Genomic DNA, 22,977 nt, shown 5'->3' on the forward strand with positions numbered 1-22,977 from the left:
ATTAACATGTCAATTAAAATGGAATTATAAAAATTAATAAATTGTTCATTTGGGTATTGAATATAAAGTGATACATAAGTTATAATTAAATTAATGATAATGACCAAAATGAAAAAATTTTTGTTATGGTCATTATTTTTTATTAAACAAGATAGTACTACTTTCTATTTTCTTAAAAATTTTTATGAAAGGCGTAGCCTTTTTATGATTGAATATGACCATGATAAATTGGGGGATAATTATGGGAAAAAAAGATGCTAAGAAGCATAGTATTACTAAAAAGTATTTTCTGAATTTTATTATTATAATTGTTATACCTGTATTATTAATAAGTTTTTTTTTGAATATGGCTTATAAAAATATATTTGTGGATCATTATTCGGAAATGGTATTGCAAACAATGGAACAAATGTCAATTAGGATACAGGATGAACTTAATAATGTTTCTCTAAAAGGTGCTATGATAGGAAATGATTCCGAGATAATTAACTTGGTTTCAATGATGAAGCAATCTGAAGCTAAGGGTTATCGTTTAGACTTATCTAATCAAATCAATTCAAAAATCAATTCATTAATTAATTGCTCTGATGACATATATTCGGTTATTTTCTTTTACAAAGGTGGAGGACATTATTATTTTAAGAGTCCATTGAAAGAGAATGAAGAAACAGTCAGAAAAGAATCTTGGTATAAGAAAGCTATACAAAACAGAGGTAGGATCATAATGCCTGAAGGAACCAATGAAATGATCAATACTGGATTAAGCCAGAAGCAATTATTATTTACTATGAGTCCGGATATATTAGGAGACCAGAATCAAGTGGAAGTTGTTTGTTTTGTGTTTATGCCTAAAAGTATAGATACTATATATGCAAAATTTCAAAATCATAGAATGGGAACAGGTTTACTTATAAATAAAGATAATGATATTATAGTAGCTTCTAATAGTGCTTTTTCAAAAGAGGATATAAAAGAATATAATTTATTTAATAAAGACTATATAGAAAAAAGCTATAATAATATATTGTTCAACAACAAAAAAAGTATGGTATATACTTATTTCACTAATAATAAAAAATGGCTGATGGTCAATATTATTGACTATAACTTGCTGACAAGTGAAATGAATCAGGTTATGCTGTATTTTGTATTAATATATGTTGTTATCGTTTGTTTGTTTGTTATTTTTGCTGTTTTCTTTATAAAAGATATAGTCTCACCTATAAAACAATTAATAAGTAAGATGAAAAGTGTTCAAAAAGGTAATTTTGATGACAGAATAGTTGTGGAAGGTAGTCTTGAGATAGTTGAGATGGGTGAATCTTTTAATATAATGGTATCTGAAATAAATAAATTAATGATTGAAAGAGACATACAAGAAAAAGAAAAAAGCAAAGAAGAGATAAAAGCATTGCAAGCCCAGATTCAACCGCATTTCATATATAATACTTTGACATCCATAAGGTTAATGGCTATGATAGCAAAAGTTGATGGGATAAAAAATATGACAGATGCTTTCATGAATCTATTATCTGCTTTATTCAAGCAAAACAATTCTTTAGTTACGGTTAATCAAGAACTTGAGTATCTCAATAATTATCTATACATAATGAAAGTCAGATTTGATGAATTATTCACTGTGGCATATGATATTAGTGATGAAATCAAATCTTTGCATATGATAAAACTTACATTACAGCCTCTAATAGAAAACGCTATACATCATGGATTAAGTAAAGTAGATAGAAAAGGTATCATTAAGGTTAGTGGATATATAAAAGAGGATTATTTAATATTTGATATAGAAGATAATGGTATCGGAATTGAGAAAGAAAGAATACATGACATAATTAATAATCAAAGAAGTGAAGATAAAAAAAGCTTTAATCACATAGGGGTATATAATGTGATGAGAAGAATTAAATTAAATCATGGGGAAAGATATGGTATTACAATAAAAAGTGAATATATGAGATACACTAAAGTTACGGTGACACTTCCGATTATAGGAGAAGGAGAGGAAAAGTAAATGTATAAGATATTATTAGTAGAAGATGAACCCATATTCAGGTTTGCATTAAAGACATTAATTGAATGGGAAAAACATAACATTGATATGAGTTTAGAAGCACCTAATGGGAAAAAGGCATTGGAAATCATTAAAAACAATATGGATGTAGATGTAGTGATAACTGATATAAACATGCCTGTTATGGATGGATTGAAATTGATTGAAGAAATTAGAAAAATGAATATTAATCCTTCAATCATAGTACTTAGTGCATATGATGATTTCAATCTAGTTCGTCAAGCTTTTAAATATGGGGTAACTGATTATATTTTAAAAAGGGAGATGGAACCTGAACAAGTTCTAGAGTTAATTATTAATGTAATAAAAAAACATGATAATATTAATAAAAACAACAATATAATTAATAAAGATAAAGATAAATACATAAAAAGTTTATTAAATGATGGTGAGAAATATAATCTAAAACAACAAATAGCTACTTATAAATTGAAATTAATAAGTAATAATATGACTGTATGCTGTATTCTAATAGATAATTACCAACAGATTAGTAAAAGGTATAGTAATAGTATCAATGACTTTGAGAGAAGTGTACTAAGGGCGATAGATCAAGTATTAATCAAATTACAATATGGAGAAGTAGTAGCAATATCTTCAAGTGAGTATGTAGTGATTCTATCAGACAGAACAAATAATATCAGTAAAATCAATAAGCATATAGAAGAAGCGTTAGAAGCTGTACGACATGTACTTTTTAACGGAGTCAATATTAATATAAGTATTGGTATCAGTGAAACAAAAAACGGATATGATTATATACCTATTTCTTATAAACAAGCAAAAAAGAATTCTCAGCTAAGATTTTTATTAGGTAAAGGGAAAAATATCTACCCTAAAGATTCCGTATATGTGAAAGAAAGTAATAGGCATAGCATTATAGGTCAAGAAAGAAATCTAATAAATGCACTGAATCGACTTGACAAGGAATCTGTAAATCATGAATTAGATAAGATATTTTATAGTATAAGCAAGTTCAAAGTCAGAAAAATAAATGACATCATAACTTCTTACATGGAACTATTCTTCTTGATTTCACAATATATGAACGATATTGACAAAGATTATAGGCTTCCTAATGAAAAAGTGAATTTCTATGAACATATAAAATCATATGAAACTGTAGAAGAAGTAAATAATTGGATTAAAAGTATAATAGAAGAGATCATCAATTATCTACAAGAAGATAAATATCAGGAAATAAGTCAATCCACTAAAAAAGCAAAACAATTTATAGAAAAACATTATAAGGAGAAAATCACATTCAAGAATGTATGTGAGTACGTACATCTTAGCGAGGCTTATTTTAGCAAAATATTTGCTAAAGATCTTAAATTGACTTTTACCGAATACTTAACCAAAAAAAGAATAGAGAAGGCGAAAGAACTACTTGGTGATACAGATATGAAGATCTATGAAATATGTTATTGTGTAGGTTATGCTAATGTAGAACACTTCAGCAGAACTTTCAAGAAAATAGTAGGTATGAGTCCGAAACAATATAAAAAATCATGATATATTAGATATAACAAAAAAACATCATGAAAAGCATTAAATATCATGAAAATGTTAATTGCATTTTCGATAAATTAATATAAAATAAATAATTGCACAAAAAACATCATGAACAACCTACCATAAATCATTAAAAACAACAAAACAATAATGTATTATATACATAGAGATTACAACTAATGTAATTAAAAGTATATAAATTATAGGAGGGAACATGAATGAAATTATTTAAAAGAGTAAGCGTCTTATTATGTGTAACCTTAATAATAGGTATCCTAGGGGTAGGTTGCCAGAAAAAGGAAGATAAAAAGGAAAAAGAAGTATCACAAGAAGTTTCAAAAGAAGCTTCAGAAGAAAGTAAAGAAAATAAAGATGCCAGTGAGGACAAAAAACCTGTAACTTTAACTTTTGTATCATGGAATGAAGTGGGATACGAGTACTTGACAGAAATCAATAACGTAAGCGAAGCTTACAAAAAAGAATATCCTAACGTAACTATTAAGGTAGAGCAGATTCAACCGACAGAATATGACAATACTATGAAAATAAGAAACTCAGCTAATCAGTTGCCAGATGTATTCTTAGTAAGAGCAAGTAATCTACTTACATATAAAGATATAATGGTACCATTAAATGACCTTGAAGCAACTAAAAACAATAATATAGCTACAGATTGTGCTTTGGATGGAAATGTTATAGGTATTCCACAAGGTTCATTTAATGAATTTGTCTATTATAGAAAAGACATATTTGAAAAATATGACTTAGACATTCCTCGTACATGGGATGAATTTGTTGATACTGCTAAAACAATAAAAGAAAAAGGTGAATATATACCGTTACTACTTGGAGGAAAAGATTCTTGGACTACTTATCCATTTAATGAATATATGCCATTATTGGAAGCTAATGATGGAAAATATCTTAATGTGATGGCTAGTAAAGATGAACCTTTTACTGAAGGTGAACCTTTCTATACAGCATATACTAAGATTAAAAATCTATACGACTCAGAAGTATGTGGTGATGATCCTCTTGGATATGGATGGGACCAACAAAAAGCTATGTTCTTAGCAGGTCAAGGAGCAATGTTAGCAGCAGGACAATGGTTCGCACAAGAATATGATACTATGGGTGGTAAAAAAGAAGAGGAATTGGGAATATTTATACTTCCTGTTAATGATTCCAAGGAACAACCATTAAATGTTATTACAACTGCAGAAGGATTCATGGGTACTCCTAAGACAAGCAAACATATAGAAGAATCAAAAGAATTTATCAACTGGTTCTTTATGAGTGACTATTATAAAGAATATATAGATTATACACAACAATTATCTACTATGAAAGGCGTAAGTGCAGATATACCGTTCTTCAATGAAGCTTTTGAAGATATAGATCTAGAATATGTTGTATACGATGCAGGAAATGAAGAATATAAGAGAATAGCAGATACTATCAGCTTTGATATGAAAGGTATGGGTCAAGAAATGTTAAGTGGCAAAGATTTAGAGAAAATGATGGGTGATATGAATAAGAAATGGAAAGCGGCAAGAAATAAATAAGTTGGATATTAAGTAAATGCTTATTTAAGTTAGTAAATCAAAGCTTTGAAAGAAGATATAATCAATTTTCTTCCAAAGCTTTATTTAAACAATAACTAGTTAAAAAGTACCTTTTAGAGGGGATGAATATAGATGTTCGATAATAGAAATAGACAAAAAAATATTATAATAGTAAGCTTTTTAATTATACCTACTATTTTATTGGCACTATTCGTAATATATCCTCTGTTTAAACTTTTCTATTTGAGTTTTACAGATTGGGATGGTATGAGTAAGACAATAGGATTTGTAGGAACTAATAATTATATAGATGTTTTCAAAGATAATGACGTTTGGGTCAGTCTTAGGAATAATGGAATTTATTTTGTGATTCACTTGATGTTTATTCCTATTGAGATGTTTATAGCTTTCTTGTTAGATGATAAAGTTAGATTCTCAAAAACGTTCAAAGGAATTGTTTTTTTACCATATATAATTAATGGTGTTGCCGTAGCATATATGTTTTCATTTCTTTATAGCTCCCAAGGTGGTGTACTAAATGAGATTCTAGCATTATTTGGTGCTAACCCAGTAAAATGGATCAGTAGTGAGGAAACAGTTAATTTTTCATTATCAGCTGTATCCATATGGCGTTTCTGTGGTATCCATATCATATTGTTCTTAGCAGGTATTCAATCCATTTCAAAAGAAATGTTAGAAGCTGCTAGAGTTGATGGAGCTAGTTCTTTCAAGGTATTTTCAAAGATTGTAATACCTAATATCAGAACTGTAATAGAGATTATTTTGTTCTTGAATGTCAGAGGAGCTTTAATGATATTCGATATTCCATTTGTAATGACAAGTGGTGGTCCAGGAACATCAAGTACAACATTCACGCTATATACAATACAACAAGCATTCAAATACAGTCATTTTGGTAAGGCTTCAGCTATGGCAGTTGTTTTATTGGTTATGATAGTGATTTTAAGTACTATACAGAAGAAGATAATATCGGAGAAGAGGTGATTACATGAAAAACACTAATAAATATAAAGCTAAGAAAGGGATTGTAGAAGCGATAAAATTATTATTTTTCTTAGTAATTACTTTAATCGTTTTCTTACCAATATTGGTTACAATATTTGCAGCATTCAAAACACAATTTCAAATCGGTTCAGAATTCCCGTTGAAACCTCCAACTCAGTTTTTCTGGGATAATTTCAAATTCGTATTCGAAAAAGGTAATGTTTTCACAGGACTTAAGAATTCACTTATTCTAGTAACGGTTTCTGTAGTAATCAATGCTATTTTATCCACGATGATAGCCTATATATTGAGTCGCTTTGATTTCAAATTGAAGAAAATGTATTATTTGATTTTCTTGATGGGTATGCTTGTACCAGGTTTTGTTACTGAAATCGCAAGGTTCGGAATAATATCAAAAGTAGGTATTTACGATACGCTATTAGCACCTATAGTAATATATATCGGTACTGATTTGATGCAGATATATATATATATGCAATTCATGAACCAGATACCTCTAAGTATCGATGAAAGTGCTATGATTGATGGAGCTTCATACTTTACTATATATAGAAAAGTCATATTCCCAATGGTTGTACCAGCTACTGCTACATTAGGAATTCTTAAGGCAGTTGAAGTAATGAATGATATGTATATTCCATATTTGTATATGCCTTCAGAAGGTAAACGTACATTGACAACTATGCTAATGAGTTTTGCCAGCCAGAGAAGTGGGGCATGGCCTCAATTAAGTGCTGCTGTAATCATTGTAATGATACCTACAGTAACATTATATATTATTTTCCAGAAATACATATTTGATGGTATAGTAGCTGGAGCAGTGAAAGAATAAGGAGGCAGCTTAAGATGAAGACAAAAGGAAGGGTTACATTACCTATTGAAAAAGGAATAGAGCAGGAAATAATTAAGTTATTGGATAGATGGGGAGCAGATGCAGTACGTAATAGTGATGGTACAGAATTAATAGCTGGAATTAAAGATTCTCATATGAAAGTATATTCATCATATTTCCCAACAAGGTCAGATCAAGAATGGGCTAGAGCACATGAAGAACAAGTTCAGCAGGTTTCATTGATGACTAAGCGTATTACTGCTGTCAATAAACCTCTAACAATCAATATAATGAATGGATTTTTTGAAGAACAATTTAAAGTTAATTATAACAATGATCCAAAAAAATGGTGGGAGGTTATTGACAGAACTACAGGAAAAGTACTACATTCTTCCAAGTGGGAGTATGATTCAGATAATGACAGAGTTATTATTAATCAACCAATTTTGTTTCATACATATACTGTAAGCTTTTTCGCATTTCAGGTATGGGATAGTACACAGATGTATAATCATATAACCAATAATTGGACTAAGCCTCATGAGATTCCTTATGATGTCAGGCACGATGAAACAAAAGAACACGTTCTTGAGTATCTTGAAAAATGGTTGAAAGAGAATAAAGATGTAGATGTAGTTAGATTTACAACTTTTTTCTACCATTTTACATTAATATTCAATGAAATGGCTAAAGAAAAATTCGTTGACTGGTTCGGTTACAGTTCTAGTGTCAGTCCAGAAGCTTTGAAAGCTTTTGAAGAGGAAAAAGGTTATAAAATATCACAAGAAGATATAGTGGATGAAGGATATTATAATACTCCTTTTAGAATACCAAAACAAGTTTTTAGAGATTACATAGATTTCCAACAGAAATTTGTATCAGAATTAGCTCACGAATGTGTAGCTCTAACTCATAAGTATGGAAAAGAAGCCATGATGTTTTTAGGGGATAATTGGATTGGAACAGAACCTTATGGAAAATATTTTGAATCTATAGGACTTGATGCAGTAGTAGGATCTGTAGGAAATGGGACTACTTTACGTATGATAGCAGATATTCCTAATGTAGAATACACTGAGGGAAGATTCTTGCCTTATTTTTTCCCAGATACATTCTATGAAGGTAATGACGTAATGAAAGAAACTAATGAAATATGGCTAGCGGCTAGGAGAGCCTTATTGAGAAATCCTGTTGATAGGATGGGTTATGGTGGTTATCTAAGTCTTGCACTTAAGTTTCCTGAGTTCGTCAGTAGAATAGAAGCAATATGTGACGAGTTCAGAGAAATACATAACAACATGGATAATAAAAAACCTTATGTAGCACCATTTAAAGTAGCTATCTTAAATGCATGGGGGAATCTTAGAAAATGGCAGACTAATCAAGTAGCACATGCGTTATGGTATAAAAAAATATATTCATATGTGGGTGTTATAGAGTGTTTGAGTGGCATGGCTGTAGATGTAGAGTTTATAAGTTTTGATGACATTATAGAAAAAGACATCAGCGATGATATAGGGGTTATTATCAATGCCGGTGATGCTGGAACTTCTTGGAGCGGTGGAGAATACTGGGCACAAGAAGAACTATTGGTGAAATTAAGAAAATGGGTTTATGATGGTGGAGGATTCATTGGAATAGGTGAACCTACTGCTTATCAAAGGCAAGGATGTTATTTCCAATTATCAGATGTATTAGGTGTTGACAAAGAGACAGGATATACTCTAAGTTATACCAACTATGATGAATTGACTGATGGACACTTTATCCTACAGGATAATAATACATTTGATTGTGGTGAAGGAATAAAATGGATTAGAAGTGCTAGTGAAAATACAGAAATTCTTACAATGGACGAAGGGGATATTAATTTAGCTGTTAATACATATGGTAAGGGAAGAAGTGTATATATGTCCGGATTACCATATAGTGATGAAAACGTTGATTTATTACATCGTAGTATATATTGGGTTACTGGGAATGGGGATATAGAATATAAATGGACTACTGATAACATCCATACAGAGTGTGCTTGTTACAAAGAAGCAGGGAAGTATATAGTAATTAATAATTCAGACAAAATACAAAAAACAATTGTATACAAAGAAAGAGTAAATGATTCTATAGAGATAGAACTTAATCCTATGGAGAGTAAGTGGTTCAATATTTAGAGAAGTGATTATCTCAACTTTCCTATACCGCATGAAATATTGAAGAGGGGAAGTTGATTAATTATTTATATTTCATTTAAACCAAGGAGGAAAGGTATATGAGGAAAAAAAGTAAATTTAGAGGTGTACAAGTAGTAATATTATCTTTTGTATTTATGTCACTGCAAGTTTTTGGTTCAATACAAGTATCAGCACAAGAAATTACTAATAATGATGAACAGCAACATTCTTATACTAATGGGGTTGAGGATATTGATAGTAATTTGACTACTATCTCTTCTACTCGAATGACCGTTTTTGTAGATATGAATTTTCCTAGAATCGAAAAATATCAAATGGCTACTGGAGAAATAATGTATGGTCAAGAAGAGACATTAGATAGTATTAAGATTAATGGAACAATGTATCATCCAGAAGTTGGGTTTAATAAAAGTGATGATAATGAAGCAGAATATGTTCTTGATATAGCGGATATTGATGTCTCAATAACTGCTAAGTTGGAAGTTGTAGATAACAAGCTATTTTTTGATATAACTAATATTGATGAAAATGGAGATACTTTAGTAAATGATATAGAAATACCTAATCATAGCTTATTATCAGTACATAGCAATCAAAAAGGTGCTGCATTTGCAGGTTCACGTATGTATACTGCTGTAGATGGAAGTGGTGATATTTTTACATCATTAGAGAATGATAGTAGTATAGATAATGCTCCGGTAAATTATATGTATGCAATTCTTAATACTGATGAATTGGCAGCAACAATATGGACTAATGCAATACCTGATTACAGTATAGATACAGATAATGATCGTATCTATAAACAAAGTGTAAGAAAAGATGACTATTATGTTACTTCATTATGGAGTACTTCTTGGTTGTATAGACCAGAGAAAATTGATGATACAGAACCATTACCAAGTGCAAAAGTCGTTATTACAGGTAATATCAATAATGATGATAGTGTTGACTGGCAGGATGCCGCAGTTGCATTTCGTGAAATAATGAATAATCCACAAGGAAGTGAAATGGTACCTAATCTATTGATACATAGAATTCCATTTAATTTTGCAAGTCAAGCAACTAACCCATTTCTAAAAACTCTTGATGAGACTAAGAGATTATATCTTGCAACTGACGGACTTGGACAATTTGTTGAATTGAAAGGATATCAATCAGAAGGACATGATTCAGCTCACCCTGATTATGCAGGACACATTGGAATACGTCAAGGTGGAGCGGAAGATATGAATACATTAGTTGATAAAGGACATAAATATAATGGATTCTTCGGAGTTCATATATCTGCAACAGGTGCACATCCAGAAGCATATGCATTTGATAATGAGTTAGTTAATCTTGATAAACGTGGATGGGATTGGTTAGATGCATCATTTGATTTTGATAAGCCTACAATGAGAAGAGAAGCTACAACTGATAACCGTCTGAATAGATTTAAAGCATTAAAGGAAGAAGTTCCTAATCTTGATTTCATATACGCAGATGCTTGGTATGAAAATGGATGGAATGGAAGAAGGTTAGCTAGAGAAGTTAATTCTCTTGGTTGGGCAATGACAACTGAATTCCCTAATACTCTAGAAGAAGATTCAATTTGGTATCATTGGGCTGTAGAATATAATTATGGTGGAAAAAATATCAAAGGTTTTAATAGTCAAATTGCTAGATTCATACGTAATCATCAAAAAGATACATGGATTGCACGTAATGAGCTACTTGGAGGAGCAGAGGTAGCTGATTATGAAGGATGGCAAGGACACAAAAACTTTGATGAGGCTATAAGAATGGTATTTGAAACTAATATGCCTACTAAGTTTCTACAACATTTCCAAATAATGAAATGGGACGATGATACTATTAACTTAACTAACAATGTCAGTGTAAGCAACAAGACTGGCAATAAAGTTATAACTAAAGATGGTATTAAGGTTCTTGAAGGAGATAAATATCTATTACCATGGGAGCCTAAAACAGAAGATAAATTATATCACTACAATAAATTAGGTGGAACAAGTGCTTGGACATTACCATTAAGCTACCAAGAACTAGACACAGTTAAGTTATATAAACTTACTGACCAAGGAAAACAATTTATTGAAGATCTACAGGTTGTTGATGGAGTGGTTACTATAACAGCTGAAGCATCTACGCCTTACGTAGTATATAAAGAAGAAGTAGATATAACAGAAGATGTCAATTTTGGAGAGGGAACATTAATTAATGATCCTGGTTTTAATAATGGTAATTTAGATAGCTATACAGTAACAGGTGAAGGAGTAAGTGTAGAGCGTAATTACAATTCACAATACGAATTAGTAGTAGATGGTGGCAATGGAGCGACTATAAGTCAAGAAATCACGGGATTATCAGAGGGAACATATGCTGCATCTGTATATGTAGAAGTAAAAGGAAATAGACGTGCATCTATTGGAGCAATAACAACTGATGGTACAGATGTTTCTAATTATACAGATAGTTCCATAGCCCAAAATTATATATCAGCTGATTCGAAAAACAATACGAATATGCAGAGAATGAGAGTCTTGTTTGACGTACCAGCAGGAGATGATTCTGCCACAATATATGTAAAAGTAGATGAGGGAATAGATACAGTAGTATTCGATGATTTGCGTATCGTTAAGACCGAAAGAGTTACTAAAGCTGATGATGTATATTTTGCAGAGGATTTTGAGAATATAGTTCAAGGTATATATCCATTTGTTAAAGGTGCAGCAGGAGGAACTAATGACCCAAGAACTCATCTATCAGAGCTTCATGCTCCATATACTCAAAAAGGATGGAACGGTAAAGAAATCGATGATGTCATTGATGGTATTTGGTCATTAAAAGCACATAAAGAATCAACTGGCCTAGTATATCAAACAATACCACAAAATCTAAGATTTATTGAAGGACAGTGCTATGAAGTTACTTTCCAATATGAAGCAAATGCTGATGATGCTTATGAATTCGTAATCGGAGATGGTACAGAAGAAGTATATAGAAAACCTATCAAATTCGCTGACGAACCAAAAGAATTCAAAAAGTCATTTCAAGCTTCCGATTCAGGAAATAGTTTTATTGGAATTAAGTGCGTTGTTGGAAATTCCAAAGATTTTGTATTAGATAATCTTGTAATAAGAGAAATAGATTATCTGCCAGCTGAGCCAACAGAGATAACACCAGTTGATCTTAGTAAGGTTGCACAATCCAATATGACTGCAACAGCAACAAGTGAAGAAGGTTGGGAACCAGCATGTAATGCTATTGATGGAGATATAGGAACTCTATGGCATACAAAATGGGATCTATCAGATCCTCTTCCACAAGCAATTACACTAAATCTTAATGATAATTATATGATTGATAAAGTAGAAGTACAGCCAAGGAGTAGCCAATTAAATGGAATTATATCTCAATATAGATTATATGTATCTGATGATGGAGTGGATTACACTAAAATAGCAGAAGGTAATTGGGAGGTTAATGCTAACAAGAAATCGGTAAGTTTTGACCCAACAAGTGCTAGATATGTTAAGCTTGAAGCTCTTGAAGGTCATGGCGGATGGGCAAGTATTGCTGAAATAGAAGTGTATAGAGAAGAAGTTACTATTATAGAAGCAGACCCAATAGCTATAGAAACTAACGTAGGTTATACGCCAGTACTTCCAGCAGAATTACCAACTAAGTTAAGTGATGATAGTGTAATGGATTTACCTATTGCATGGGAGGGTATTGAAAGAGAAAATTACTTACAAGTAGGAACTTTCCAAGTAAAAGGTTATGTTAATGGATTTGAGGTTATAGTTATTGCTACAGTAACTGTAAAATAGATACGTAGTTTATAGATAAGACAGTTAAATTTTCCGAAGTTATTTTAATGAAATAAACATGTAGATATATTATATATTCACATGTTTATTTTTTGTCTTATTAAAACATATTAAATTTATGTAAAATAGTTGTTTTAATGAATTTCTAATCTTGTTCTCCAAATTCCAATGCTACTATTCTTGACTTACATTTAGATAATATTTATAATGGAAAAGCATAGTGTTTAAATAGCGTTAATTAGGAAGGTGCAAGAATGTCAAGTTATAATACATTTGCTATGGTTTACGATAGATATATGGATAATGTGCCCTATGATGATTGGGTGGATTATATATTGCGAATTATTGAGAAATATTATTATAAAAAACCTAAATTGGTTCTTGATCTAGGTTGTGGAACAGGTAATGTTACACAATTATTAGCAGATAAAGGTATAGATATGATAGGAGTAGATAATTCAAGTGACATGTTGAGTGTGGCTAAAGAAAAAGCTAGACAAAACAATAGTGATATACTTTATCTACTACAGGATATGAGAGAATTTGAATTATATGGTACAGTTGATTGTATTATAAGTATTTGCGATAGTATTAATTATATCGTAGACGAAGATGATCTGTTGAAAGTTTTTAAGCTTGCAAATAATTATTTAGACCCTAAGGGTTTATTTATTTTCGATTTAAATACTTATTACAAATATAATAATGTTTTAAGTGATAATACATTTGCTGAAACTAGTGAAGATAGTGCTTATATATGGGACAACTATTATTATGAAGAAGATGAGATTAATGAATATGACTTAACCTTATTTATAAAAGATGAAAACAATCATTATAATAGATACACTGAAACCCATTATCAAAAAATGTATGATTTGGATAAGGTAAAACAGTTAATAATAAAATCAGGACTTGAATATATTAATTGTTTTGATGCTTTTACTTTAGAGTTACCAACGCATACTAGCGAAAGAGTATATTTTATAGCTAGAGAACAAGGAAAACAAACATAAAAGGAGTTTAATATGAAAGATTATATTGTTAGAGCTACAGCTTGTGATAATCAAATAAGAGCATTTGCAGCAGTTACGACAAATATGGTTGAAATGGCAAGAGATAAACATAATACTTCGCCAGTAGTATCAGCTGCATTAGGAAGGCTTATGACAGCTGCATCAATGATGGGTAGTATGTTAAAAAATGATAATGACCTTATTACTCTTCAAATACGTGGAGATGGACCAATAAAGGGTTTGGTAGTTACATCAGATGCAAATGCCAATGTAAAAGGTTATCCTTATGATCCAATTGTTGATCTACCATTAAAAGAAAATGGAAAACTTGATGTTTCAAAAGCTCTAGGAAACGGGATTTTGAATATCATAAAGGACATTGGACTAAAAGATCCATATGTGGGACAAACACATTTAGTATCAGGAGAAATTGCGGAAGATTTGACTTATTATTTTGCAACTTCCGAACAGGTGCCATCAGCGGTGGGACTTGGTGTACTGGTAGATAGAGATTATAGTATAAAGCATAGTGGAGGATTCATTATTCAGCTTCTTCCAAATGCAGATGAAGAAGTAATTAATAAACTTGAAGAGAGAATAAGCAAAATGCCGTCTATAACTGAATTGATGAGCGAAGGAAAAACACCTGAACAAGTAATAAATATGTTATTGGAAGGTATGGAGCCAAAAATTCTAGAGACAAAACCTACTAGGTTTTTCTGTAATTGTACTAAAGAGAGAGTAGAGAAAGCTCTAATTAGTATTGGTAGCAAAGATATTAACGAAATGATTGATGAGGGTAAGACAATAGAATTGAATTGTCATTTCTGTAATAAAAAATATTATTTTACAGTAGATGAATTAAAATCTCTATTAAAGTATGCTAGAAGCTAACTTATAATGTTGATGGGGATGAAATGATTAATAAGGAGGGAGAACCAATGGGTATATTAGCTGCTTTTTCGTTGCTGCTAGGGTGTTTTAGTATATTATACTTTTTATATTTGACTGCTTATAATGCTGGTGCTGGGTTTTCATTTTTTTGGATATTAGTTTGTGTAATATGTTTCATACTTCATTTTATATTCAAGAACTATGATACCGTTAAGTTAAATGTTCCAAAAGTAATTAGGGTAGCGGTATTTCTATTTATTATTATTTTACTGGTAGTGTTTTTGATATTTGAATCTTTTATCGTAAGAGATAGTATGAGAAAGGAAAGCTATGAAGAAACAGATTATGCTATAGTACTAGGTGCTGCTGTTAGAGGTACAACGGTTTCGCTTACTCTGTCCAATAGGCTTGAAGCGGCGTATGAGTATATTAAAGGCAATAATTGCAAGGTGATATTATCTGGAGGTCAAGGACCAAGTGAAGATATAACTGAAGCAGAAGCTATGAAGAGATATCTTATAGATAAGGGTATTGATGAAGATAGGTTAATCAAGGAAGACCAATCGTCAAGTACACAGGAAAATCTCAAATATAGTTTTGATATTATCAATAATGAAAAAGATAATGCTTCTATAACAATAATAACAAGTAATTACCACGTTTATAGAGCCAAAAAGATTGCAGAAAAATATTTTAATGATGTACAAGGAGTTCCAGCAAAAACTTTATTACCAATAATTCCACACTATTATGTCAGAGAATTTTTTGCTGTAATAAAAGATACAGTATTCTAATTAATTTTATTGTTTTTCAAGCTAAAAGATATTGAAATTGATATGTTGAAATCTGGGATAAAAAAAGCTGAAGAAGAATAACGTCAATTTTTCTAAGGATTTTGATATTTAGTCTACTTTATTGTTGACAAACTATTAGTGAATGATATAATTATATCAACAAACTTTTTAAACACTGTGAAGAGATGAGTAGGATGGGAAAGTATACAGAGAGAAAGCCATATGTTGAGAGGCTTTTATATGGAAGCATTTGAAGACTACCTCTGAGTGGCTCTAATTAAGTCCGTTGATTACGTTATAATCATATATAAGTGGTTTCTTGAAACAATAAGGGTGGAACCGCGGGAATAGTATATAATCTCGTCCCTTACTACAATAAGTGTAGTAAGGAGGCGAGTTTTTTATATTATAAGTGAATATATATTAGAAGCATATGACAGTCCATATGTGGATAGTGTTTATTCTTAGAATCAAATTAAAGACAGCTCAGTATTTTGACACAATAAGAATATGGAGGTGTTATTGATGTTAGAATGGAAAGATAACTACAATCTAGGGATTGAAGAAATCGATAATCAGCACAGACATTTATTTGAAATAGCTGATAAGGTTAGTGAACTCACGAAGGATATCCGTGAAGGAATAGATTGTTACGATGAGTTTATGGAAATACTTAATGAATTGGTGGACTACACGGTATATCATTTTGATTACGAAGAAATATACATGCAGAATAATGGATATGACAAGGATGATTTTCTGGTACATCAGGTGGAACACAAAATGTTTGTTAAGAAACTGGAAAAATTCAAAGAAACTGATTTTGATGAGAATCAATACGAGTATATTAATAACATGTTGACTTTTTTGGTTGACTGGATAGTACATCATATCATTGATGTAGATTCTAAATACGCTTAAATCGATTAGAGAGGAGAAATGGTAATGATTATTACTTTGAAAGATGGTTCAAAAAAAGAATATGAAAATGGAATGTCAGTTATTGACATAGCCAATGATATTAGTGCAGGTCTTGCAAGAGTAGCTTGTGCAGGAGAAGTAGATGGAGAGGTTGTAGACCTTAGATATGTAATAGATAAAGATGTTGACCTCAATATATTGACATTCAACGATGACGCAGGTAAAAGTGCTTTTAGACATACAACAGCACATATCCTATCACAAGCTGTAAAAAGACTTTTCCCAGAAGTTAAATTAGCGATAGGTCCATCAATCGAAAATGGATACTACTATGACTTTGACAAGGAAACACCTTTTACAAATGAAGATCTGGAAGCAATTGAGAAAGAAATGAAAAAAATAGCTAAAGAGAATCTTCAAATTAAAAGATTTGAATTGCCTAGAGAAGAAGCAATTAAGTTCATGAAAGAAAAAGGCGAAGATTACAAAGTGGAACTTATTGAAGATTTAGATAAAGATGCTGTAATATCTTTCTATGAACAAGGAGAATTTGTAGACCTTTGTGCTGGACCTCACCTTATGACTACAAAACCTGTAAAGGCTTTTAAATTATTATCTGTAGCAGGAGCTTACTGGCGTGGTGATGAAAAAAACAAAATGTTATCTAGAATATATGGTACTTCTTTCAATAAAAAGGCTGAACTTGATGAATATATTCAAAAGCTAGAGGAAGCTAAGAAAAGAGACCATAGAAAATTAGGAAAAGAGCTTGAATTATTTGCTATGTTCGATGATGGACCTGGTTTCCCATTCTTCTTACCAAAAGGAATGGTACTTAGAAATACATTAATCGATTATTGGAGAGAAGTTCATAACAGAGCAGGTTATGAGGAAATATCAACACCTATTATCTTAAATAGAGATTTATGGATTCGTTCGGGACATTGGGATCATTATAGAGAAAACATGTATACTACTGAGATAGATGAGCAAGTTTTTGCTGTAAAACCTATGAACTGTCCAGGAGGTATGTTGGTTTATAAGAATAAGATGCACTCTTACAGAGATCTACCACTAAGAATTGGTGAGTTAGGACTTGTTCATAGACATGAAATGTCTGGAGCATTACATGGCCTTATGCGTGTTAGAAACTTCACACAAGATGATGCTCATATATTTATGTTACCTGAGCAGATAAAAGATGAAATCCTTGGAGTTATCAATTTGATAGACGAAGTCTACAAAGTATTTGGATTCAAATACCATATGGAGTTATCCACTAGACCAGAAGATAGCATGGGTAAAGATGAAGATTGGGAAATGGCTACTGAGGCACTAAGACAGGCGCTTGATGAAAACGGTCTTGACTATGTTGTTAATGAAGGTGATGGAGCATTCTATGGTCCTAAGATCGATTTCCATCTTGAAGACTGTATAGGAAGAACATGGCAGTGTGGAACAATCCAGCTTGACTTCCAATTACCAGAAAGATTTGACTTAGAATATACTGGAAAAGATGGAGAAAAACATCGTCCTGTAATGATTCATAGAGTTGTTCTTGGAAGTATTGAAAGATTTATCGGTATATTGATTGAGCAATTCGCAGGGGCTTTCCCAACATGGATTGCACCAGTTCAAGTAAAAGTATTACCAATCTCTGATAAATATAATGAATATGCAAGTGAAGTTGTAGACAGATTGAAAGCTGAAGGAATCAGAGTAGAATTTGACCAAAGAGCTGAAAAAATCGGTTACAAGATTAGAGAAGGAAGAATGGAAAGAGTTCCTTATCTTCTTATAGTTGGTCAAAAAGAGCAAGATGAAAACAAAGTCGCAGTTAGAAGTAGAGCTAAAGGCGATGAAGGAGCAGTTTCTATAGATGAATTCATAGGTAGAATCGAAAAAGAGATTGAAAGTAAAGAAATTGTAGAAGTTGAAAATTAATAAAGAGGTATGCGTAAAATTTTGTGATTTTACATTGAAACGGATGGTAGAAATACTGTCCTTTTTTTTTGTTTTGTAAAAGTGCTGACCTTTTTATGCTTGTAGAATTGGTCTTAATACATCATGTTAAAAAATAATAGATAAAATGTTATATAGTAGTTGACTTAATGTTGGATAATGTGGTAAAATGTAAACAACAGTTAAGAAATGTGAGAAAATGTGGTTTAACTTTATTGCTAAGATTATTATGCTATAGATGAAAAATTTGTGGATTATGATATATCAAAAGGAGATGCAAAATGTTAGCTATAGATAGATTGAAAAAAATCGAAGAATTGCTTAAAGAAAACGGAAGTATTGTTATAAGCCAGTTAAGTGATTTGTTAGATGTATCAGAAGAAACAATAAGAAGAGATCTAGAAAAACTGAGTAAAACTATGAAATTTAAGCGTGTTCGTGGTGGAGCTTATCTATATGAATCATCGGATACTGAAGTACCTGTTAAGATAAGAGAGCGAATTTACATAAAAGAAAAGCAAATTATTGGTGTCAAGAGCGTCAGCTTTATAGATGATGGAGACACTATTATGCTTGATAGTAGTACTACAGCTCTTTATATAGCAAAAAACTTAAACTTAAGCAAGAAAAAAGTGACGGTAATAACTAATTCTATCAAAATAACAAATGAATTGGCCGATAATTCGTTAATAAAAATTATTTGTTTAGGAGGTACACTAAGAAGAAGAACTAAATCTTATGTAGGTTATATGACTACAGATAGTCTAATGAACCTTTCAGCAGATAAAGCTTTTGTTAGTTGTTCTTCAATAGATTTGTTTTTCGGTGTGACAGATAATCATAATTTAGAAGCTAGAGTTAGAAAAGGAATGTTGACCAATTCAGTTAAAAAATTTCTTGTAGTGGATTATACAAAGTTTGAAAAACCAGCAGTTAACAAAATATGCAACATAAAAGATTTAGATGTAATAATTGTTGATAGACAACTGTCTGATGAGAATCTTGAAATTCTAAAAAAACATAAAATAGAAGTCGTATGTTGCGAATAACTAAGGAGTGAAATACATGCAAAATTTTGATTATAAGATAGCAACAAGAGTTATTTTTGGAAAAGGTAGAGAAAATGAAGTTGGAAAACATGTTTCCAAATATAGTAAAAAGGTATTGATACATTATGGTGGAGATTATTTAAAAGAATATGGAATACTTGATAGAATAACCAAATCTTTGGAACAAAATAATATAGAATATGTTATTTTGGATGGTGTAGTTCCTAATCCTAGATTATCTCTAGTGAAAGAAGGAATTAAGATATGTAAAGAACAAAATATCAATTTCATCTTAGCTATCGGTGGTGGAAGTGCAATAGATTCATCAAAAGCAATAGCTATGGGTGTTGAATACGATGGAGATGTATGGGATTTCTACACAGGAAAAGCTACTCCAAAAAAAGCTCTAAAAGTAGGGGTGGTACTTACTATTCCAGGTTCCGGATCTGAAATGTCAGAAAGTAGTATTATTACTAATGAAGAAGAGAATTTAAAATGTGGTATTGACACAGAAATTATTATGCCTGAATTCGCAATTCTTAATCCAGAAATGTGTTATACTATTCCACCTTATTTGTTATCCTGTGGAATTGCAGATACACTTACACATTTATTCGAAAGATATTTTACACCTACTAAAAATGTGGTTATAACTGATTACATGATTGAAGGTGCTATGAAAGCATTATTGGAAATAGGACCAAAACTAAAAAAAGATCCTAAAAACTATGATTATTGTGCTGAATTCATGTGGATAGCAACAATAGCTCATAATGGTACTATGGATGTGGGAAGAGCTTCAGACTGGGGTTCTCATAGAATTGAACATGAGATTAGTGCTTTATACGATATTACTCATGGTGGTGGAATGGCAATTATATATCCAGCATGGATGAAATACGTTAAAGATCAAGATATAGACAGATTCAATCAATTAGCAACTAGAGTGTTTGGAGTTACCAATTCTGATAAAGAAGAAGCTTCTAATGAAGGAATACAATGTGTTGAAGAGTTCTTTAAATCTCTAGGATTAAAAACTACATTAACAGAAGCTAATATTCCATTAGATAGATTTGAGGAAATGGCTAAAAAGGCAGTTGGCGAAGCAGGATTCGTTGGGAGATTTAAGCAGTTAGAAGAAAAGGATATTATAGAAGTATTAAACATTGCAAAATAATTGTTGAAAAAGACATAGAATAGATTTAAATATACAGATGTGAAAGGGGTTATTAATAGAATGAAATTTGAAGAACAAAGAAAATTACTAGTGGAATATGGTAAGAAAATGGTTGATAGAAATTTAACTAAAGGTTCAGGTGGAAATCTTAGTATTTTCATGAGAGAAGAAGGACTAATGGCAATTACTCCAAGCGGAATTGATTACTATGAAATGAAACCTGAAGATATTGTTATTATGGATTTAGAAGATAATGTTGTATATGGTGATAAAAGACCTTCATCAGAATATTCAATGCATAAAATTTTCTACAAAGAAAGAAAGGACATAGATTCAGTCGTACATCTTCATTCAGTATATTCAACGATACTAGCTTGTCTTCGTTGGGAGTTGCCAGCAACTCATTATCTAATAGGAGTATCAGGAGGTGAAAATGTAAGATGCGCTAAATATGCAACATATAGTACTGAAGAACTTGCTCAAAATGCTTTTGAAGCTATGAAAGACAGAAATGCAGTATTCTTAGCTAATCATGGATTATTGGTAGGTGCTAAAAGTTTACCAAGTGCTTTTGGCAAAGCAGAAGAGATTGAACTATGTGCTGAGGTATACTATAGAGCAAAATCTATAGGTGAACCTGTAATTCTCGACACGCAAGAAGTAAATAAAATGTTGGAAATGTTTAAAGGATATGGACAGAGAGCATAAAAAAAGTTACATAATATTTATTGATTCAAATTGACTAAAAACTACTAAACATTAAGGAGAGGTTAAACATGAACAATAACAAAGAAAATAGTAATAGTAATTTTAAAGGATTATTACCATTAATAGTGTTCTTGGTATTATTTATGGGTACAGGAATTATAACAAAAGATTTTAGTAGTATGCCATTGTTGGTAGCATTTATATTTGCATCGGGTTTTGCTTTATTATTGGATAAAAAAGGTGGTAAAACAAGCTTTGGAGACAAAGTAGCTATATTTACAAGAGCTGGTGGTGAAGAAACAATAATCTTAATGGTTGTTATATTCATACTAGCGGGAGCTTTTTATTCTGTAGCTGATGCTATGGGAGCGGTAAACTCAATTGTTAACCTAGGATTAACAGTTCTACCTGCTAACATGATCTTACCAGGAATATTTATCATTGGATGTATCTTATCATTTTCAATGGGAACATCAATGGGTACAATTACAGCTTTAGCACCAATTGGTGTTGGTATCGCTAATCAAGCAGATATTAGTATGGCTTTAGTATTAGCAACAGTTGTTGGTAGTGCAATGTTTGGTGATAATCTATCATTTATTTCAGATACTACAATAGCTGCAACAAGAACTCAAAATGTGGAGTTAAGAGATAAATTCAAATCAAACATTCTTATTGTTTTACCGGCGGTAATAGTAACATTAATAATATTAGCAATGGTTCCTTTCAATGTAGTTAATCTAGAGAGTTATGAGTATTCATTTGTAAATATTTTACCTTATGTAGCGATAATAATTAGTGCACTAATAGGACTTAATGTAATGGCTGTACTGGGAATTGGTATTGGTGTGGGTTCAATTATTGGGTTGCTTAATTCTAGCTTTAATGGTGTGGAATTATTAGGTGTTTTACAAAGAGGTATGGGATGGATGGAAAACCTAGCTATAATTGCAATTGTAGTTGCTGGTTTAGTTGGACTTATGAAATACTATGGTGGAATTGACTATTTATTAGAAAAAGTTACCGCTAAAGTAAAAGGGAAAAAAGGTGGACAGTTTGGAATTGCAGCATTAGTAGGACTAATTACAGCTGCTACCACAAATAATACAATCTCTATCCTTGCAGCAGGTCCATTAGCAAAAGATATATCAGAAGAGTATGATATCGATCCTAGAAAAACAGCTAGTTTACTAGATATTTTTTCTGCAGCAGTGCAAGGAATTATCCCATATGGAGGACAATTATTATTAGCAGCAGGCTTAGGACATATTTCACCTGTTGAAATAGTACCATATTCAATATATTCAATATTAATGTTGATAATGGGTAGTTTGTCTATTATTATTGGATTTCCTAAATATAAAAAGCTAAGAGTAAAAAAATAAAATTTGAATTAGAGATATA

16 protein-coding genes and 1 other annotated feature are annotated in these 22,977 nt (G+C 31.2%); all 16 genes read left to right on the forward strand.

The window, feature by feature from the left end; all coding sequences use genetic code 11:
* Nucleotides 1-241: 241 nt before the first annotated feature.
* The gene (locus QMG30_RS16860; protein ID WP_281817389.1) at nucleotides 242-2,029 is read left to right on the forward strand and encodes a sensor histidine kinase; all 1,788 of its coding nucleotides are present in this window, start codon (nucleotides 242-244) and stop codon (nucleotides 2,027-2,029) included.
* Entirely contained in the window at nucleotides 2,030-3,604 is a 1,575-nt protein-coding gene (locus QMG30_RS16865; RefSeq protein WP_281817392.1) for a response regulator, read from the forward strand. It begins immediately after the preceding gene.
* Between the two features lie 218 nt (nucleotides 3,605-3,822).
* Complete coding sequence (locus tag QMG30_RS16870; protein WP_281817394.1) at nucleotides 3,823-5,169, forward strand: ABC transporter substrate-binding protein; 1,347 nt, start codon at nucleotides 3,823-3,825, stop codon at nucleotides 5,167-5,169.
* A 132-nt stretch (nucleotides 5,170-5,301) separates the two neighbouring features.
* Nucleotides 5,302-6,174: a carbohydrate ABC transporter permease gene (locus QMG30_RS16875; RefSeq protein ID WP_281817396.1), complete on the forward strand. Its 873-nt coding sequence runs from the start codon at nucleotides 5,302-5,304 to the stop codon at nucleotides 6,172-6,174.
* A 4-nt stretch (nucleotides 6,175-6,178) separates the two neighbouring features.
* Complete coding sequence (locus tag QMG30_RS16880; RefSeq protein WP_281817398.1) at nucleotides 6,179-7,027, forward strand: carbohydrate ABC transporter permease; 849 nt, start codon at nucleotides 6,179-6,181, stop codon at nucleotides 7,025-7,027.
* A 14-nt stretch (nucleotides 7,028-7,041) separates the two neighbouring features.
* A complete protein-coding gene (gene gnpA / locus QMG30_RS16885) occupies nucleotides 7,042-9,198 on the forward strand; it encodes a 1,3-beta-galactosyl-N-acetylhexosamine phosphorylase (protein ID WP_281817399.1) in 2,157 nt (718 codons plus the stop codon).
* Between the two features lie 98 nt (nucleotides 9,199-9,296).
* Nucleotides 9,297-13,052, forward strand: coding sequence for an endo-alpha-N-acetylgalactosaminidase family protein (locus QMG30_RS16890; protein ID WP_281817400.1), 3,756 nt, complete (start codon nucleotides 9,297-9,299; stop codon nucleotides 13,050-13,052).
* A gap of 254 nt (nucleotides 13,053-13,306) precedes the next feature.
* Complete coding sequence (locus QMG30_RS16895) at nucleotides 13,307-14,068, forward strand: class I SAM-dependent DNA methyltransferase (RefSeq protein ID WP_281817401.1); 762 nt, start codon at nucleotides 13,307-13,309, stop codon at nucleotides 14,066-14,068.
* 12 nt (nucleotides 14,069-14,080) lie between these two features.
* On the forward strand, nucleotides 14,081-14,962 hold the full coding sequence (hslO, locus tag QMG30_RS16900) for an Hsp33 family molecular chaperone HslO (RefSeq protein ID WP_281817402.1): 882 nt from the start codon (nucleotides 14,081-14,083) through the stop codon (nucleotides 14,960-14,962).
* Between the two features lie 47 nt (nucleotides 14,963-15,009).
* Nucleotides 15,010-15,756: a YdcF family protein gene (locus QMG30_RS16905; RefSeq protein WP_281817404.1), complete on the forward strand. Its 747-nt coding sequence runs from the start codon at nucleotides 15,010-15,012 to the stop codon at nucleotides 15,754-15,756.
* 168 nt (nucleotides 15,757-15,924) lie between these two features.
* Nucleotides 15,925-16,127: a binding site (T-box leader), on the forward strand.
* Nucleotides 16,128-16,281: 154 nt separating this feature from the next.
* Nucleotides 16,282-16,677, forward strand: a complete 396-nt coding sequence (locus QMG30_RS16910; protein ID WP_281817406.1) for a bacteriohemerythrin — start codon at nucleotides 16,282-16,284, stop codon at nucleotides 16,675-16,677.
* A 24-nt stretch (nucleotides 16,678-16,701) separates the two neighbouring features.
* On the forward strand, nucleotides 16,702-18,621 hold the full coding sequence (gene thrS / locus QMG30_RS16915) for a threonine--tRNA ligase (protein ID WP_281817407.1): 1,920 nt from the start codon (nucleotides 16,702-16,704) through the stop codon (nucleotides 18,619-18,621).
* Between the two features lie 299 nt (nucleotides 18,622-18,920).
* Nucleotides 18,921-19,688, forward strand: coding sequence for a DeoR/GlpR family DNA-binding transcription regulator (locus tag QMG30_RS16920; protein WP_281817409.1), 768 nt, complete (start codon nucleotides 18,921-18,923; stop codon nucleotides 19,686-19,688).
* A gap of 16 nt (nucleotides 19,689-19,704) precedes the next feature.
* Nucleotides 19,705-20,865, forward strand: coding sequence for an iron-containing alcohol dehydrogenase (locus QMG30_RS16925; RefSeq protein ID WP_281817410.1), 1,161 nt, complete (start codon nucleotides 19,705-19,707; stop codon nucleotides 20,863-20,865).
* Nucleotides 20,866-20,925: 60 nt separating this feature from the next.
* Complete coding sequence (locus tag QMG30_RS16930; RefSeq protein WP_281817412.1) at nucleotides 20,926-21,573, forward strand: L-fuculose-phosphate aldolase; 648 nt, start codon at nucleotides 20,926-20,928, stop codon at nucleotides 21,571-21,573.
* A gap of 68 nt (nucleotides 21,574-21,641) precedes the next feature.
* A complete protein-coding gene (locus QMG30_RS16935; RefSeq protein ID WP_281817414.1) occupies nucleotides 21,642-22,958 on the forward strand; it encodes a Na+/H+ antiporter NhaC family protein in 1,317 nt (438 codons plus the stop codon).
* Nucleotides 22,959-22,977: the final 19 nt, after the last annotated feature.

The organism is Vallitalea longa (assembly GCF_027923465.1).
GTDB classification, from domain to species: Bacteria; Bacillota; Clostridia; order Lachnospirales; family Vallitaleaceae; genus Vallitalea; species Vallitalea longa.